We start from the raw sequence: 16511 nt of genomic DNA, 5'->3' as shown, positions 1-16511 counted from the left end.
CGGTGTCTAGAGTCGCTGGTCCATAGGATCGACGGCCCTCGTCCCGTGCGGGAAGTGGTTTCGGCCCTGGGGCAGTGTGGGTTTCGGCTGGCACGCTGTGTGGCTGTAAACCGACTGAATCCCGAGCACGAGCCGAGGAGGCTACCGTGACCACGGCCAAGGACATCATGCACAAGGGCGCGCAGTGGATCTCTCGCGAGGAGACCCTGGCGCGGGCAGCGCAGTTGATGCGGGAACTCGATGTAGGTTCCCTGCCGGTCGCCGACGAGAACGACCGGATGTGCGGCATAATCACCGACCGCGACATCGTCGTGAAGGCCCTCGGCGCGGGCCGAGATCCGGCCCAGACACGCTGCGCGGACCTGTGTGAGGGAACGCCGCGGTGGGTCGACGCCAGTGCCGGTATCGACGAGGTGTTGCAGGAGATGGAATCTCATCGCATCAAACGGTTGCCGGTGATCGAGAACAAGCGATTGGTCGGCATGATCAGCGAGGCCGACATCGCCGGGCATCTGGCCGACGAGCAGGTCGCCGAATTCGTAGAGCGGGTTTACGCGCTCACGTAACCGGGCCGAGAGGGCGGCCGCCTGGCGCATTCGGTCGCCACCGGCTGGAAGATCGAATTTATACCGCTCGTGCACGGCGCGAACGGGCCGAACGAGTATCCGACGCAAGTGGCGATCCCCGCCGGCGCGGAATTCGCAAGCGTGTCGATCATGGAGATTTCCGCCGGAACCGAAGGCGAGGAGCAGGGTCGCTATCGGATGCTGGTGTCCTTCGATGAGCGGATTCTGGGGGCTAGGTGGGCGGTGAACCAGTCTCGTGCGAGCTCGGCTGCCTTCTCGAGGGCGCCGGGTTCGCCGAACCGGTTGGTGGCGCCGGGCACCAGTGCCAGCTCGGTTTCGCAGGACATGGCCCGTTGCGCGGATCGGTTGAGTTCGAGCGTGACCGGGTCGCGGCTACCGACGATGAGCAGGGTCGGTGCTCGCACCGCGCTCAGGGAGGTCAGGGCGAGGTCGGGTCGGCCGCCTCGTGACACCACGGCCGCGATGTCGGTGCGGGGGTCGGCGGCGGCGCGTAGTGCGGCCGCCGCGCCCGTGCTGGCTCCGAGGTACCCGATCGGCAGGTTACTCGCACCGTGCTGGTGGCTCAGCCAATGTGTGGCCTCGATCAACCGTCGCGTGAGCAGTCCGATGTCGAATACCTTGGCGTGATCGAGTTCTTCGGTGGGTCGCAGCAGGTCGAACAGCAGCGTGCCGAGTCCGGTTGCGTTGAGTTCGGTGGCGAGGTATCGGTTGCGGGGGCTGTGACGGCCGCTGCCGCTGGCATGGGCGAAGATCACCATGGCGCTGGGGCTTTCGGGGATGGTGAGGTGTCCGGCGAGGTCGACCTTTCCGGCGACGACCCGGACCTCGTCGTCACGCAGAGCGGGTCTGTCGACAGCAACCCCGTACGGCTCGGGCAGGCCGACTGCGGCGCGGTGCAACAGATCGGCGACCTCGCCTTCGGTGACCCGCCGGAAATCGTGGTAGTTCTGGCCGACGGCGAGGAACCAGATCAGGGATTCCAGGCAGATCACTTGGTCGGCTTCGCTTTTCAGGGTGTCGAGCGTGTCGCGGGCGGCGACCGGCACCGCCAGCACCACGCGGGCGGCATCCTGGGCGCGGGCGACCCGGCAGGCGGCGCGCGCGGTGGCGCCGCTGGCGATGCCGTCGTCGACGATCACCGCGATACGGCCAGCGAGCCGGGCTTGCGGGTGTCCGCGCCGGAACCGCTGGACACGGCGTGACAATTCCTGGCGTTCGTGGAATTCCACGGCGGCGATCGCTTCTTCGTCGAGTTCGGTGCGTTGCACGATGTCGTCGTCGACGATCCGTACGCCGTTCTCGCCGATCGCGCCGAACGCGATCTCGGGTTGATACGGCAGCCCGAGTTTGCGTACCACGATCACATCCAGTGGTGCGCCGAGCGTACGTGCGACCTCGAATGCGACGGGCACACCGCCGCACGGTAGCCCGAGCACGACGACATCCGCTCCCTGTAGGAACTGCAGGTGCGCCGCGAGTTGTCGGCCGGCGTCGCCGCGATCCCGAAACAGCATCGAAACCACCTCCGAACACGTCATGTCCAGGAACGGAATGTGAAGAGCGAGGTCCGTCTGGATCCCGGTGAGCTGCGGCGGCCGTCGCCCAGCGGCGCTGCCGGTTGGTCGAATACGCAACGGAACTCGACCGTTGGTAACGGCCTGCTCGATTACTGCCCGAGTACGGCGCTCTGTTCGGGCGACGGCCGACTGTTCCCGGCACCTCCCAGCATCTCCGACACCGAGCGACCGATCGCGAGTCGAAGGTCCTCGCCCGGGCAGCGAAAGTCACTGCGGCACAGTGCTTGTTTGTCGGCCTTCAACAAGGAGGGCACCGTGACAACACCGTTCGATGTGTGCGTACTCAACCAGATCGATCGGTGCGGCCTCGCCATCGGCGCCATCGACCAGATCTCCCTCGGCTGCAGCCGATCGGCTGGGGCCCCTGCGCCATCGGCGCGGGAAGCGGATGCGTCTGCGCGCTGATACCGGGTCGTCCGGCCCTGTCATGGACGACTTGTGGCACTTGGGTGGCGGCTGCGCCCAGTCGAGACTGAACGCAGTCACGAGTGGAGGTTCCATCATGACAACAGCCGAAATCGCATCGTCATGGCTGCAACACGACGACGAGGTGGTGGTTCCCGTCGAGCATGTCGAACTGGCCGGGCATCTTCGGGTACCGATGCGCCCGACGGGGGTCGTTGTGTTCGCACACGGCAGTGGCACCGACCGCAATAGCCCGCGTAACAAATACCTTGCCGGATTGTTGGCCGGACAGCAGCTGGCAACGCTCACGATCGACCTGCTGATGCCCGCCGAGACAATCGACCGCGCACCGATTTTCGATGTCGGACGGCTCGGCCGCAGACTCACCGCGGGCCACAGCTGGCTGCAGAGGTCACCGATCTTCCAGGAACTCCCCGTCGGGTACTTCGGCGCCGGTTCCGATGCACCCGTGGCACTATGGGCGGCGGCGGAATCCCGGGATACCGTTCGCGCCGTGGTGGTTCGAGGCGGCAGGCCTGATCTGGCAGGGGAGCGGTTGCATGAAGTCCTGGCGCCTACGTTGTTCCTCGTCGGTGGGCATGACCAGCGCGTGCGGGCAGCGAATCATCGAGCGGCGGAGCGGATGCGGTGTGAGCATCGCGTCACGGAATTGACCGCACCGGGTCATGTCTGGGGCGAACCCCGGCTGACGCGATGGGCGGCCTATCTGGCGGCGGTGTGGTTCACCAAGCATCTGACCGAAAACGCGCTGATGTCGGAGACCTCGAGGATCGAGTCGGGGCCTGCCCGAACCAGCTGATCTACGTTGCGTACCGGTACGTCCATTTCATCGCTGCCCAGCGGCGCGGTGAACGGGATCTGTTGCGGTGGCGGACTACTCATGTGCGGCCATCGCCATCGATATCAAAAGACCTGCCCGAGAATGGCATCCCGTCTGTTACGACGGTCCTCTCGATCGGGCTCAGCGTCCCGTATCGAGCGATCCACCACCTCGGGCAGGACACCGGGTTTCCCCGGCATCACCAAGAACCGTCGGTTCCATAAGGATGTGCGTGGGCCGAAGGTCCACATCCCAACGATCGGGACCGGCGCCGACGAGGGTGGACGCACACGCGCTGACGGACAGGGGCGTCATCATGATTCGTATTCTTGACGAGGGCCGATACCGGGTCACCGAGCCCGAAATCGCCGAACTCAACGCACTCGATGCACGGTTGGTGGAGGTGGCCGACTCCGATGATGATGCCGCGTTCATCGATATCCTGAACCGCATGCGCGAGACGGTGCGCCGTGGTGTCCGGGGGCGAAAGGGTCGACTCTGACTTGGTGCTGCCGTCCGCCGATGCGGCGTTGTCCGACATCCGGGCAATGTTGCAGGACGAAGGGCTGATACCAGAGCGCTAGCCGGGCGGGGCGACACCGTTGTCCCTCACACGGTTGTTCTTCACACGCGTCCCGATACATCTCGCGGGCCGCTGCCGACCAGGGGTGAAATCTCTGGACCGTGCTGCAGGTGTGGGTCCGTCTGCAGTAGGCGCTCGACCGATGGGATCGACCATCCAGTTGTCCTGAGTACGAAGGCGGTTCGCGGGTGTGACCTGCCCGGGGCGACGCGATGCCACTCCCGGGCAGATCATCGGGGCCTCAGGCCACCCGACGCAGGCCTTGGCTCTTCTCCAGCGTCTGGGCCTCGTCGACCTGTCGGCGGGCCAGTCCTTCGAAGAAGCCGAGGATCGGCTGCCAGAAGTAGGCCGCGCCGGCCAAGGTCAGGCCGGTGAATACAATGCCGAGCGGATGGTTGCGGATGTGCAGCCCCCACGCGGCGAACACGTCGAAGTCGGTGATCCACGTGGCGGCGATCCCGAGCACGACGTAGGCGACGGCGATGAACTCCCGCGCCATTTCCAGATACCGGACCACGATCCGCGACACGATCAGGGCCGCGAGTCCGAGCAGAGCAATCATTGCGAACGCTTCCATGGCTCGAATCTCCTTGTCTCGAATGGTCAAGCCGCTCTTTACGATCCGCCGTCGGAACTCGGCTGAGCAGTGCACTGTGTCACCGTCTGCCATGACTTTGGACCCGGTGCCGATGCGGTGCCACGAAAACCGATGTCACATCGAGTAGTTCGTTCCACGCGTGTCGTGCCGCCGGAGCGCGAACACTGGCATGTGTACGCCAACGGTGACGCGCACCCATCTCATTCACACCCGCTCCAAGGGGATGATTACGGTGTTCGGTTTCCGGAAACCGGCGCTGGCAACTGCCACCGCGTGCGCGGCTGCGGTGACCGCCGTCGTGCTGGCTGCGCCTCACGTGTCGGCGGATGTCTGGAATGTCGGCATCCCACCCGGTGGGAGTGCCGGTCTCGCCGGGACGCCGTACGGTACCGGCCGCTCGTACCTGGCGACCGTGGAGGGCACCGCCTGGGAGGGTGGTCGTGCGCCGCCAACCGTCGATGTCGTCGGGCCGCAGCCGGGGCTCGACCCTTCTGGGAGACCTGACCTATCGGGATGTTGTGGGCACCGACCGTAGCTTGAGGTAGTGCTTGCTTCCGAATCGCTGGAAGGCGCGGCGTCGTTCGGGCGACAGTTGCGGAGCGGCCGATGCTGCGTCGATGATTTCGGGCTCGACGACATCGTATGTCCGGCCGCCTGTTCGGATCGTCGCCCGGCCAGAGCTGAGTACGTGGCGCAGCCAGTCGACGCGGGTGCCGTACGGCAGCGGGATGATGAAGCCATCTGCCACGCGTTCTGCAACAACAGGTGTGGCATACGATTCGCCCGTGCGGCGTCCGGTGTGCCGAATCACCGACGCGTACCAGTGTTTACGCCCGGCCAGGTGCATCATGGCCGGGTTGGTCACGTACTTGTTGACAATACGTAGCGCGTCTCGGATCGGGGTCGCCCGGTCGGAGGTCCTTCGTTTGTCGGTCATGTCCTCGATGCTGATCGCCGATCACCCCGGAGGAACAGTACCGATCGAACCACACGGCAAGGGAATTCGGCACTATCGATAACCGTCGACCGCGATCAGGGAGGCGGTTCTGTTCGCCTTGTTCACCGATCCCGGACGACGCCGCGGTGGGACCGTTGTAGGGCTGGTCCGACCGCAAGGAGGCCAGGCTGCGCGTCAGCGCCGCAGGAAGTCGGGAAGAGTCTGGTCGATCACGCTGCCGAACTTGCCGTCGGAGTCGAACCACCAACCGCAGTAACGATATACCAGCGACAGAACGTCATACATCGCCATGACGGCAAGTCGGGTCAGCCACTCGATGTTCTCCGGTTGCACTATCTGCACGGTTCCGACGTGATCACCATGGTCGATGAACGTCCGCCGGTGTCGGCTCGAGGCCAGTGTCGGATGGGTGTGGGTCGAGAGGAGGTCGTAGATCGCCGTCGGCGCCTTGGGCTCGAGGAGCGGGCTTCCTGCCGTCGCAAGCAGATCGAAGAACCACAGCACGGTATCCGTTGGGCCGAGGCAGATTTGGCCGTTGATCGTCCGTGTGTTGAAGTCCTCGCCGCTGGTTTCCGGGAACACCGTGGAGATTTCGGTACGGAGTCGGTCGAAACGGTCCTTGGCCGCACGGTAGGTGGGCGACTGCTTCCCATGGAGGTACTGGATGATCTTCTTGTCGTATTCGGCGCTCAGGTCATTGTCGATGTAGGCCCTTGCGAGACGATTTCGCGTCGGTTCGGTCGGCGGGTTACTACCGAGAATCCAGCTGGCTCGCGCGCAACTCTCCAGGATTGATCGTGTCAGCGGCCAGGGCGAAGCCACAATCTCGCAGGTGTCGCACAGCCCTGCCAGTCCTCCGCAGTGTGCGGCAGCCAGCTCGAGATAGGTGGCGACTGCTTCCAGGACGAGGCGGTGGTCGCGAACATATGCGGAATCGGCAAGGGCGGCGAGGTCTGCGGCGCAGACCGAATCTGGGTGTGCTGCCCAATGGTGGTCCTCGCCGATCCGCACGCAGGCATCGCGGCATGCTCGAAGGAGCGTTGCCAGCTCTGCAAGCCGCTTCCGTGTCTCGTCCGGAACCCTTGCGTAGTAAGGCATATGGATTCAGCGTCGTTTGGAGGCGATCTCGTGCCTAGAGCCTTATGTCCCCCAGCGTGCCTACCGGTGGAAATGTTGCCCGGTGGCGCGTGACCAGACGACATCGACGATGATGCGCTGTTCCGAGACCTCGAAAGGGGGCTGGGAGGGGACGACTGTCGGCTTCATCGGGATTCGCATCAGGCAGTCGCCGGCAGTGCCTCCCGGGTGAATACCACCCGCCCGTAGGTGGCGGTGGTGAGCAGCCGGATCTTGCGTCAGCTGACCGGCTTGCCGATCGGCCGAGATGAGACCGCTGCCTGACGGCCCGCGATCCGATGACCTTTGCCCGTCTCGCGATCGGCCACGGCGCGAGATGCTCGTTAGGAATGAATCCTGATAGGGGACACGCGATGTCAAAGCATCGCATGCCGTGCAGACGGAGACGATGCGGACACCGTTGCTGCATAACGCTCGGCCCTGGCTCTGGCGGGCTGGCGGCAGAGGTGGTGCACCTCGTGTGATCTCACAGGCGTGGAGAAGGAGGTGATCGTGGTGGTGGCCGAATTTGCCCCAGTGCCGAAACGTATCTGGCGCAGACAGCCGTTTCGCCACAACCCGCTGATGCGTGGATCCGACCGGTTCGAGAGTGTGATCCGTGGTCTCGCGGTCGTCGTGATGTTGATTGCCGTGCCTATGGCGGGAGCCTTCGGAACCTCTGCCTACACCTCCGAGGCGGCGCGCATCGCCTCCGACAACGCGGCGAAATCCGCTGTCACCGCGACGGTCACAGCAGATCCGGTGCAAGTCTCGACTGCGGACACCTCCGGCACGTCCGCGGACACCTATCAGGCGCCCGTCCGGTGGGACGAAAACGGCAGGTCCGGGGTAGCGATCGTCGAGGTGCCGCGTACGGCCGCACGTGACGGGCAGATTCAGCTGTGGCTCGGCCACGACGGGCAGACGACCTCGGCGCCGGAAGCCTCGAGCAGTGCCGCTGTACACGGGATAAGCTTCGCGTTCATGTCGCTGGCCGGGATCTGGGCTTGCGCACTGGTGTTCGTCTGGTCGACCGGCCGGGTGCTGAATGTGTGCCGCAGTTCCGCGTGGGCGCGGGAGTGGCGGCAGATCAGTCGCCCGCTCGGACAAGATAAGTAGTGACATCGACGTCATGAGTGTTGAACAGTGTCCGGCCACTCGAACCGCGACAACCGGAATCAGACGAGTGCGGCCGACTGGCCCATCCCGCCGCAGCGGCCGGTAATGGTGGGCGTGGACGGAACACAGCTCAGCGAACCGGCCATCGGCTGCGGGTTCGAGTTGGCCGCGGCGTTCGGTGTACCCCTGGGGCTGTCCACGCGTGGGCGCCGGGAATCGAACCCGTCGGACGGCGCAGTGGCGGCGACGTGGAGGAAAAAGCGGTGCTGTCGGAGGCTGGGTGGCGGGAGAAGTTTCCGGACGTTCACGTCACCGAGGCCGTGATTCCCGGCAGTGCCGCCGCTGTGCTGGCAGCAGACGTTCAACGGCTCGACCCTGCCGACTAGTCAGCCGACACGCATTCGTGGGCGGGGCCGGGGGCGGTTGGCTACGGGGGTAGCCAACCGGCCGGACGTATTACCTCTGACACCCCGTTGTTCTGCGCAGCGGTCGATAGACGTCGGCTACCGGAGAGATTCATCGACAGTACGGGTTGGTACCAGGTCGTCGATTGCGCTTGTGAGTGTTGCCGGAGTTCACAACCCGGTCGGGTAGGTCTCCGGCGTGGTTCCGGCCATCCAACTGCTCGATGGTGCCACTGGTTTCAGGGCGCTGGTGTGGTCGATGTGGATGATTGCGTCGTAGCGGTCGGCGAGGCGGGAGTGGAAGTAGTGGCTCTGGCGTTCGGTGCCTGGCTGGTAGATGACGCCGATGGCGCGTTCCAGGCGGGGCTGGCGCAGCGCATCGGTGGCCGGACCGGCTGTGTCGGTGCGGATCAGGAAGGAGTCGCGGCCGGTGTCGTGCAGTAGTTCCTCGTAGCTGCTCGGGAGGGCGTTGCGGACCTTCTTGCGTTCGGCGTCGCCGCCCCAGCGGGTGGCGGCGGTGACGGTGCCGTGGCAGGTACTGAATCCGATGATGCGGCAGTCGTTTCCGTGGCGTTCGCGGACCAGTTGACCGAGTGAGAGTTGGCCGTCGGCGGCCATTTCGGTGGCTCGAGCATCGCCGATGTGAGAGTTGTGTGCCCACACCACGATGCGCGCCGGTTTGCCGTCGCGGCGGAAGTGGTTGGCCAGGGCGTCGAGGGTGCCGGCCATGTGCTCGTCGCGCAGATTCCACGACGAGACGCGGTCGCCGAACATGGCCCGATAGTAGGCCTCGGCGTCGCGGACGGTCCAGGCGTTGCGCAAGGCATCGAACTGCGCCTCACCGTCGTAGGCCAGCATGTGCTGGGCGGCGTTGCGTTGCAGGTCGACCAGCTGGCGCACCACCTGCGCCTCGCAGGATTCCCCGGCACCGAACGCGGCGGCGAAACCGTATGCCTGGCCGTCGTTGCCGCTGGTGCGGTCGAAGCTGGCGTAGCGGCGTCTCGCGCGTTCGGCCGCCGCGGGATCGGCCTGCTCGAGGTAGGTGATCACCTGTTGCATCGAGCGGTGCATGCTGTAGAGGTCGAGCCCGTAGAACCCGGCCAGCTTGCCGCCGATGCGGCGTTGGACGTCATTGTGTAAACGCAGCCAGCCGACGAAGTCGCGGACCACCGTGTTGCGCCACATCCAGGCAGGGAATCGTTCGAATGCCAGCAGCACGTGACCTGGTGAGGAGTCGCGGTCGAACCCGCGCACGAAGCGGTCGAGGCGGTAAGCATCAGGCCAATCCGCCTCCGCGGCAACCGCATCGAAGCCCTTTTCGGCGATGAGCCAGCGGGTGATAGCCGCACGTGCGGCGTAGAACTCGTGGGTGCCGTGCGAGCTTTCCCCGAGGAGCACGAAATGGGCGTCGCCGATGAGGTCGTCGAGGACGTCTTCGGGCGGGACGCCCGAGGGGGCGTCGATCGCGGCCTCTCGCACCGCGGCGACGGGATCGAGTACCGCGGGGCGCGCACCGATGGTGGGGGTGGCCAGTAGCCGTCGGACCTCGTCGTCGGTGACTTGCGCGAAATTCCAGAACGCGGCACCGACGGCCAGAAACGGGGATGGCATCGTGGCGCACACCATTTCGTCGACGAGTGCGCCGAATTCTCGGCATGTCGATTCGGGCGCGGCGGGAACAGCGATGACGATCCGTTTCGGCTCCTCGGCGCGGATGGCCTCGACGGCGGCGAACATGGTTGCGCCGGTGGCCAACCCGTCGTCGACGAGAATGACCGTCTTTCCGGCGACGGTCAGGCGCGCGCGGCCGGAGGTGTAGGCACTTTGCCGGCGGGACAGCTCTTGGGCCTCGGTGCGGGCGATGGATCGGACCTGTTCGGCGGTCAGATGCAGGCCCCGGATCATGTCGTCGTTGACGACGATCCGCCCGTCGGGTGCAATCGCGCCGATGGCGCATTCCGGATTGCCCGGGGCACCCAGCTTGCGCACGACCAGCGCATCCAGCGGCGCATCGAGGTCCGCGGCGACTTCCCAGGCGACCGGAACGCCTCCCCGGGCAAGCCCCAGCACGATGACGTCCTTGTCGCCCCGGTAGTGCTCGAGCAGCCCGGCCAGAACACGGCCCGCCTCCCGCCGGTCGCGGAAGATCGGCTGCGGCGTATCACGCAGGACAGGAACGGATTCCATGACATCAGCCTGCGCCGATACTCTGAGGTCGATCAGAGGCATCGTGCCTATAGGGGAAGGACCAATGTCCTCGGCCGAGGCGCGCTGTTTCCTGCACTATCGCGATCGTGACCGATGGTCATCGCGATAAAGGCGATGTGCCAGGCGGCTTCACACCACTCCTGCCCATGTTTCCAGGGCCTTCGGCACGGCCGTGAGGTCTTGCCGGGCCAGCGTTGTGACGAACTCCTCTATGGCGTTCTGCCACCGGTGCGGTGTGCTGAGACTGCTATGTATCCCCTTGCTCGGAATCCCGTGAGTTTCCCGGCAGTGCGGGTTGATTCTCCCGGACGTTGCTGTCCGGCGGCGACAACGACGTAGGAATCGCGAATCCTGTTCTGTGCCAGCCGAGGTGGGGTGATTTCGTGCTGGTTCGGTGCGCGCGTGAAGCGGGAAGCGTGCGGGCCGATGTATCGAAGGAGATGGCATGCGCATCGGCTTGATCGCACCCCCTTGGGTTCCGGTCCCGCCGCCCGCCTACGGTGGCACCGAGGCGGTGGTGGACAACCTCGCTCGTGGATTGGTCGCGCTCGGGCACGAGGTACGGTTGTTCACCGTCGGCGACTCGACCTGCCCGGTACCGCGTGAATACCTCTACGGGAAAGGGTTCGCTCCGATCGGGGTGGCGGTACCGGAGGCGGCGCACGTCCTGGCCGCCTACGAGGCATTCGCCGATGTCGACATCATCCACGACCACACCGCGCTCGGCCCACTGGTCGGGCCCTGCCCGGACGGCCCGCCGGTGGTGAGCACCTGTCACGGCCCGTTCGATGCGATGAATTCCCGCAACATCGCTCACTTCGCGGACCGGGTCTCGGTGGTGGCGATCTCGCACGCGCAGAAGCGGTTCGCCGCACCGATACCCATCACCGCGGTCATCCACCACGGCATCGATCTCGACACCTACCGCTACGGACCGGGCGGCGGCGGATACCTGATGTGGATCGGGCGCATGTGTGCGGCCAAGGGCCCGCATCGGGCGATCGGGTTCGCCCGGGCCGCGGGCCGGAAACTGGTGATGGTCAGCAAGATCCGCGAAGATGAGGAGCGGCAATTCTACGAACAGCACGTACGTCCGCTGCTGGGGCCCGACGACCCGGAGCCGCAGGAACTACCGCTGCCGCAGCGGGTGCGGCTGCTGCGGGCAGCGGATGCGTTGCTCAACCCGATCGATTGGCCCGAGCCGTTCGGTCTGGTGATGGCCGAGGCGTTGGCCTGTGGCACACCGGTTCTGGCGTTCCCGAGTGGTGCGGCGCCGGAGATCGTCGACCATGGCCGGACCGGATTCCTGTGCCGCGACAGCGAAGACATGCTGGAGGCGATCGCCCGAGTCGGTGCCATCGATCGCCGTGCTTGTCGGACCGCCGCGGAGCGACGATTCGACATGCACCGCATGGCCCGCGACCACGCTGACCTCTATCAGCGCATCCTGACCGGCGCCGACCGACAGCTGGTGGCAGCGGTGTCGAGCGAGTCCGGCGCCGCGTGACGACCATGGTGAGGACATGCCCGAGATCACCCGCTGGCCAGCGTCCGTCGACCATCAGCAGGGTATTCGACGAGATCGAGATGATGCCGATAGCCGTGGGCAGAACCCGCACGCCCGTTCTGTTGACCGCCGACGATCTCGACGGTCGACACAGCCGATGCGCCGGCGACGGATAGATGTACAGGCCCGCTCAGAAGGCTGGGTGCTGCTTCGATACGCAGCGGTTCGCCGATCGGCCGCCGGTAACGGTGATCATGCCTGGGGTACCTTGATGACATCGCCCGGGTGGATCAGGTTCGGGTTGGTGATCGTGGTGGGGTTGGCCGCAACGAGACGGTGGTAGAGGTTCCCGGATCCGTAGTAGTGGGTAGCGATGCTCCACAGCGTCTCGCCGCTGGCGACGGTGTGCTCGAGATAGACCCGGTAGGCGGGCACGATTTTCGGGCCGAGAATCACCGGGACGACCACCTTGTCGAGTTCGGAGCCATCCTTGGGCGATGTGTGGAATACCTCGACGAAGATTCGGTCGAGTATGAACGCCGCGCTCGACACGTCGACGATGACCTGAAACTGACCGTGGCCACCGGAGCCGTCACCCGCCATGAAGCAGCCGGTGACTTCGTCATGTCCTTCATGAAGCCGATAGTTGAAGTTCGCCTCGAACGCGCCCCCGGCCGTCCCGGCGATCTGGACCTGACCGCCGACCAGGTCGTACGGCCGAGGTTGCTGCACATCGATGGTCATGATCGAGCCTCCGATCGAGTCAGACATACTGATCACCATTCATCGTGCCACCGAGAGATGTTGTGCCCCAGCGGAATCAGCAATGGAATCCGGCGACAGGATCGAAGGACCCGAAGACTCCGGACCGGGGACGGTGTGCCAGAACTACTCGAGAGTCGATTTCCGCAGACTTCGAGCCGATGTCAGGTCCCCCGGGGCGGCGGCGCGACAAGGATGGGCGAAAGGACCTCGGGCTGGGGGACTTTCGCCAGCATTGCCGTCGGTCACCGGTTCTCTACGGTGGGTGGGAGGCGTCGAAGAGTGCTGCGGCGTGAAAGGGTTCATGATGGCGCAACTGCACACCGATGTCCATCACCTGGCGTCGGCTCCGGTGGTGGTCGGAGTCGACGGACCGGCGGCGGACACAGCTCTGGATTGGGCTGTCGACCTGGCTCTGCGCCGTGATCGTGAGTTGCGGATCGTGCATGGGTTGGATCTGGAGGGCGTGCACCGCAGATACGGCGAACATGATCCGCGGGTGCCGATGATGCTCGAGACGCTGTCTGCCCGTGGGACAGCGGTGGTGCAGCGGGCCGTACGACGGGTCCGTGAGGCGAGGCCGGGTCTGCGGGTGTCGACCGAGTTGTCGGAGTCGGGCCCGGCCGGATTGCTGGTAGGCCACAGTGCCCGCGCGTATCGGCTGATACTCGGCCACCGAAGCGGGCACGGGCTCGTCGGGCATCTGGGCTCGACCGTGGTGACGGTCGCCGGCCACGGGCAGGGAGCCGTCGTGGTCGTCAGACCCGACTCGGACGACGGCCACTGGGTGCGCACTCAGGGGCCGGTGATTGTGGGCATCGACGGTGGCCCGGTGAGCGAGGCCGCGGTCGGCGCGACGTTCGAAGAGGCGTCCGAGCGCGGCGCCGAACTGATCGCCGTGCACGTGTGGAGCGACCTGGATGTGGGACGGTTCGTCGGGGTCTTCGGCAAGCTCGGCCCGGTCACCGATATCGGTGAGCTCGAGCGAGAGATCCTCGCCGAGCGTTTGGCGGGGTGGCAGGAGAAATACCCCGAAGTCACCGTCGATCGGCGGCTGTATCCGACCGATCCGGCCGCCACGTTGCAGCATTGGTCCGAATCGGCGCAACTGGTGGTGGTCGGGAGCCGCGGCCGTGGTGGATTTCTCGGCATGTTGCTGGGTTCGACATCGAATTCTCTTGTCCAGCATGCCCGTTGCCCGGTCATGGTGGTGCACCCCGCCGAGCCGTGATGCGGAGGATCGGACGACCGACCAAAAGCCCAGCCCGTTGCCCCGCCGGCCGGGTTGGTCCGGGGCTGACGAATAATGCTCAATCCCAGCGAATGTCGAGGAGATCGTCATCATCGCGCGTTACTCGGGTGCCGAATCGTGCGCTGATGTGTTGCAGCGTCGTTCGCAGCTGTTCGGTGTCGGCATGAACCGTGCGCTCCAGCCGCATCCGCCGTACTCGTAGTGGCAGCAGGCGCAGCGCGGACAACTGATCAGGGGAATCGAACGTGGTCAGGTAGAGCAGTCTCAGCTCCCTCGTGCCCGCCGATCCCTTCGTAGTCGTTGATGACATCGCCGCATCCATACAGGATCGGCTTGCCGCGGTAGATCTCGATCGGGCGGGGATGGTGCGCGGAATGCCCGTGCACGATGTCGACGTCGGCGTCGATGAGGTGGTGCGCGAATTGTGTTTCGCTGCGCGCGATCCCGTATCCCCAGTTCGGTCCCCAATGCACGGACACGATCGCGATGTCGTTGTCGCGCTTGTGTGCCAACACTCCTGCGGTGACCCGGTCGGCAGCGTGGCGGCCGGATGACACGTCGACTAGCCATACCCCTGGCGCGTCCGGTCGGGCGGCCCAGGCCGCTCGAACGCCGCTCGAGGGGTCGGCAACCGATGCGACGATCACCCTGGTTCTGTGTTCGGTTTCCACGATCACCGGCTCGGAGGCGTGAGCCAGGTCCTTTCCAGCCCCGGCCGCACCGACGCCGGTCTCGGCGAGCGCGTCGAGGGTGTCGCGGAGCCCCGGGTGGCCGAAATCGAGTATGTGGTTGTTGGCCAGCGCGCACACGTCGGGGGAGAAGGCGGCCAGCGCGGCGAGGTTGCCCGGATGCATGCGATAGTGAATTCCCTTGTCCGGGGCGAATTCTCCGTCTGCGGTGATCGTGGTCTCCAAGTTGATCAGACGGACCGACGGTGCGAGCCGATCGAGGACCGTCAGTGCTTGTCCCCATGGCCAACTCGCGTCGACCGGATGCGGAATCGGCCCGTTGGCCCGCTCGGCGGCCTCCATATAGTGGCGAGCGTCCCGGGCCCACGGCTCGCGCAGGATGGGGTCCCCTGGATGCGGCAGAATCTGATCCACGCCACGGCCGAGCATCACGTCACCGCCCAGCAGCACGGTGACTGGGCCATCCGGTGTGGGTGTGTCACTCACCATTGGCCGCTGGACGCGGTTCGCACCGTCGGGCGAGTTCGAGCATGCGGGTGCGGTAGTCGATCGGGGAGAGCCGGCCGGTCAGCCGCGCGGCCAACAGAGCGTTCTCCTGTTCTACTGCGGGCCATGATTGCGCCGGGTCGGCCCACGCCACCCGGATATCGTGCATCGACAACCCGGTAGCGGTCGGAGGGTGGGGATTCGGTGGCACGCGGCCGTCGGAACGGGCGTGACGACGCTGCCGCCTCTTCATCATCACCGTGGCCAGCCACCCGAGTGCCACAGGCATGACTGCGCATGCGGCTATCAACGTACTGACCACGTTCATGGATATGCCTTCCTCTTCCGACGGAAAGCCGTGCGGGGTAGCCGTGAGTCGGATGCGGTGTAGGCGCGGCCGCCCGACCTGTGGAGGTCGGCCTCGCGCGTGTGGCGCAGGGTTTCGGAGAGTGCTTGGGCGAGGACGGCTACCGCATCACCGAGCAAACGCGATCGCTGCTCCAGGATCTCTGTACGACCCACGAGTTCATCGGTCGTGGTTTCCTGGGTGAAGCCGGGGCTGTTGCCGCGCAAGAGATCTCGTACGGTGTTCAGTCGGTCGGCGACGACATTCAGCGGTTCACCCACGGTGCGCACCGCGGGTGAAAAGGGACCATTGCGGTGGGACATGCATTCCAGCGTGAGGAGACGGCGGAGCCGAGTCTAGAGTCCGTGGTCCATCCAGGTGACGCCAATCGTCCTGTCCCGCTGCGGTGGTCACCTGCGTTGCCTGGGCTGAATGGGTAGCCGATGAACGAAGACCAACGGCCCTACCGGGCACACCCGGATGCGAGTCACGATGGATTTCGGTGCCACCATATCGGACGAGGAGGCAGGGTATGCACGCCAAACAGGGAGACTGGCTGGTGGTGGAGGGGCGTTCCATCGGTGACATGGTCCGGCGGGGGCGCATCGACGAAGTCCACGGCCCGGACGGGACGCCGCCATTCCTGGTGCATTGGAGCGACACCGGACATCGGACGCTGATCTTTCCTGGTTCCGACAGCTATGTGCTGAGCGCTGATGAGCTGCGTGCTCAGGAAGAGGTCGCCATGGAACGGTTTTCGTCCATTCAGCACACGCCGACGGCACACAGCACAGACGACACCGGCCGCAGCTGACACCTCGCGTTCGCGGTGCCGTCGCCGTAGGGCCATTCACCAGCAGCGGAGAGAGTCCTCTGCCGCGACGTCGATGATGAATCGAAAGTCGTTGCGCGAGCAGTTAATTCGAAGTTTCATCCTGCAATGGAGCGTCATCGGTGCCGAACACCCGCGGACGCGACCAGAACGGAGCCGTACAGATGAACGGCGAGGCAAGCCGAGTCGGCCCGGGTGCGGCACAGTATGACGTCGTGGCGGCGCAGACGGGTCGTCCTGC

The 16511-nt window shown here is 65.5% G+C and carries 15 protein-coding genes and 2 pseudogenes; 9 read left to right on the top strand and 8 right to left on the bottom strand.

Features of this window, described 5'->3' with window-relative positions:
• The first annotated feature begins 146 nt into the window (after positions 1-146).
• Positions 147-566: a CBS domain-containing protein gene (locus NP4_RS22520; RefSeq protein ID WP_068001139.1), complete on the top strand. Its 420-nt coding sequence runs from the start codon at positions 147-149 to the stop codon at positions 564-566.
• A gap of 191 nt (positions 567-757) precedes the next feature.
• Here NP4_RS22520 and NP4_RS22515 read toward each other — a convergent pair whose 3' ends face one another.
• The gene (locus NP4_RS22515; protein WP_068001279.1) at positions 758-2101 is read right to left on the bottom strand and encodes a phosphoribosyltransferase family protein; all 1344 of its coding nucleotides are present in this window, start codon (positions 2099-2101) and stop codon (positions 758-760) included.
• On the opposite strand from NP4_RS22515, the gene NP4_RS40110 reads away from it, so the two are divergent.
• The 3 genes and pseudogenes from NP4_RS40110 to pspAA all read left to right on the top strand — a co-directional run bounded on the left by NP4_RS40110 (position 2054) and on the right by pspAA (position 3994).
• Positions 2054-2569, top strand: coding sequence for a phosphoketolase family protein (locus tag NP4_RS40110; RefSeq protein ID WP_307597531.1), 516 nt, complete (start codon positions 2054-2056; stop codon positions 2567-2569). The two genes, NP4_RS22515 and NP4_RS40110, sit on opposite strands and share 48 nt — an antisense overlap.
• Complete coding sequence (locus tag NP4_RS22510) at positions 2553-3389, top strand: dienelactone hydrolase family protein (protein ID WP_147288102.1); 837 nt, start codon at positions 2553-2555, stop codon at positions 3387-3389. Before NP4_RS40110 ends, NP4_RS22510 begins: the two co-directional genes overlap by 17 nt.
• Before the next feature lie 247 nt (positions 3390-3636).
• A pseudogene (pspAA, locus tag NP4_RS43415) lies at positions 3637-3994 on the top strand (PspA-associated protein PspAA).
• Between the two features lie 240 nt (positions 3995-4234).
• On the opposite strand, the gene NP4_RS22500 reads toward pspAA, so the two are convergent.
• From NP4_RS22500 to NP4_RS22490, 3 genes are all read right to left on the bottom strand, one after another.
• Positions 4235-4570 (bottom strand): hypothetical protein, encoded by a 336-nt coding sequence (locus NP4_RS22500; protein WP_068001133.1) that lies wholly within the window; start codon positions 4568-4570, stop codon positions 4235-4237.
• Positions 4571-5096: 526 nt separating this feature from the next.
• Positions 5097-5528: a PNPOx family protein gene (locus NP4_RS22495; protein WP_068001130.1), complete on the bottom strand. Its 432-nt coding sequence runs from the start codon at positions 5526-5528 to the stop codon at positions 5097-5099.
• A 195-nt stretch (positions 5529-5723) separates the two neighbouring features.
• Positions 5724-6647 carry a hypothetical protein gene (locus NP4_RS22490; protein WP_147288104.1) on the bottom strand — a complete coding sequence of 308 codons (924 nt, stop codon included), beginning with the start codon at positions 6645-6647 and terminating at the stop codon, positions 5724-5726.
• 513 nt (positions 6648-7160) lie between these two features.
• On the opposite strand from NP4_RS22490, the gene NP4_RS22485 reads away from it, so the two are divergent.
• Positions 7161-7784: an Rv1733c family protein gene (locus NP4_RS22485; protein ID WP_068001125.1), complete on the top strand. Its 624-nt coding sequence runs from the start codon at positions 7161-7163 to the stop codon at positions 7782-7784.
• 575 nt (positions 7785-8359) lie between these two features.
• Here NP4_RS22485 and NP4_RS22480 read toward each other — a convergent pair.
• Positions 8360-10375 (bottom strand): erythromycin esterase family protein, encoded by a 2016-nt coding sequence (locus tag NP4_RS22480; RefSeq protein WP_082876122.1) that lies wholly within the window; start codon positions 10373-10375, stop codon positions 8360-8362.
• Between the two features lie 466 nt (positions 10376-10841).
• Between NP4_RS22480 and NP4_RS22475 the strand changes: the two genes are divergently transcribed.
• A complete protein-coding gene (locus NP4_RS22475) occupies positions 10842-11903 on the top strand; it encodes a glycosyltransferase family 4 protein (protein WP_068001122.1) in 1062 nt (353 codons plus the stop codon).
• A gap of 252 nt (positions 11904-12155) precedes the next feature.
• Here NP4_RS22475 and NP4_RS22470 read toward each other — a convergent pair whose 3' ends face one another.
• Positions 12156-12674, bottom strand: a complete 519-nt coding sequence (locus tag NP4_RS22470) for a Gmad2 immunoglobulin-like domain-containing protein (protein ID WP_245998720.1) — start codon at positions 12672-12674, stop codon at positions 12156-12158.
• A gap of 283 nt (positions 12675-12957) precedes the next feature.
• Here NP4_RS22470 and NP4_RS22465 point away from each other — a divergent pair, with 283 nt between their 5' ends.
• Entirely contained in the window at positions 12958-13896 is a 939-nt protein-coding gene (locus tag NP4_RS22465; RefSeq protein WP_245998723.1) for a universal stress protein, read from the top strand.
• 79 nt (positions 13897-13975) lie between these two features.
• Here NP4_RS22465 and NP4_RS22460 read toward each other — a convergent pair.
• Positions 13976-15095: pseudogene (locus tag NP4_RS22460) on the bottom strand (CapA family protein).
• The gene (locus NP4_RS42145) at positions 15085-15420 is read right to left on the bottom strand and encodes a hypothetical protein (RefSeq protein WP_218023986.1); all 336 of its coding nucleotides are present in this window, start codon (positions 15418-15420) and stop codon (positions 15085-15087) included. Before NP4_RS42145 ends, NP4_RS22460 begins: the two are co-directional and overlap by 11 nt.
• 125 nt (positions 15421-15545) lie before the next feature.
• On the opposite strand from NP4_RS42145, the gene NP4_RS22455 reads away from it, so the two are divergent.
• Together NP4_RS22455 and NP4_RS22450 are read left to right on the top strand one after the other, a co-directional pair.
• The gene (locus tag NP4_RS22455) at positions 15546-15737 is read left to right on the top strand and encodes a hypothetical protein (protein WP_147288105.1); all 192 of its coding nucleotides are present in this window, start codon (positions 15546-15548) and stop codon (positions 15735-15737) included.
• Between the two features lie 233 nt (positions 15738-15970).
• Positions 15971-16252 (top strand): DUF1918 domain-containing protein, encoded by a 282-nt coding sequence (locus NP4_RS22450; protein WP_068001112.1) that lies wholly within the window; start codon positions 15971-15973, stop codon positions 16250-16252.
• Positions 16253-16511 lie beyond the last annotated feature (259 nt).

Origin of the sequence: Nocardia pseudobrasiliensis NBRC 108224 (assembly GCF_001613105.1) — a bacterium.
Classification (GTDB): domain Bacteria; phylum Actinomycetota; class Actinomycetes; order Mycobacteriales; family Mycobacteriaceae; genus Nocardia; species Nocardia pseudobrasiliensis.
The sequence above is the reverse complement of the archived record's forward strand: the minus strand, read 5'-3'. Positions and strand labels throughout refer to the sequence as shown.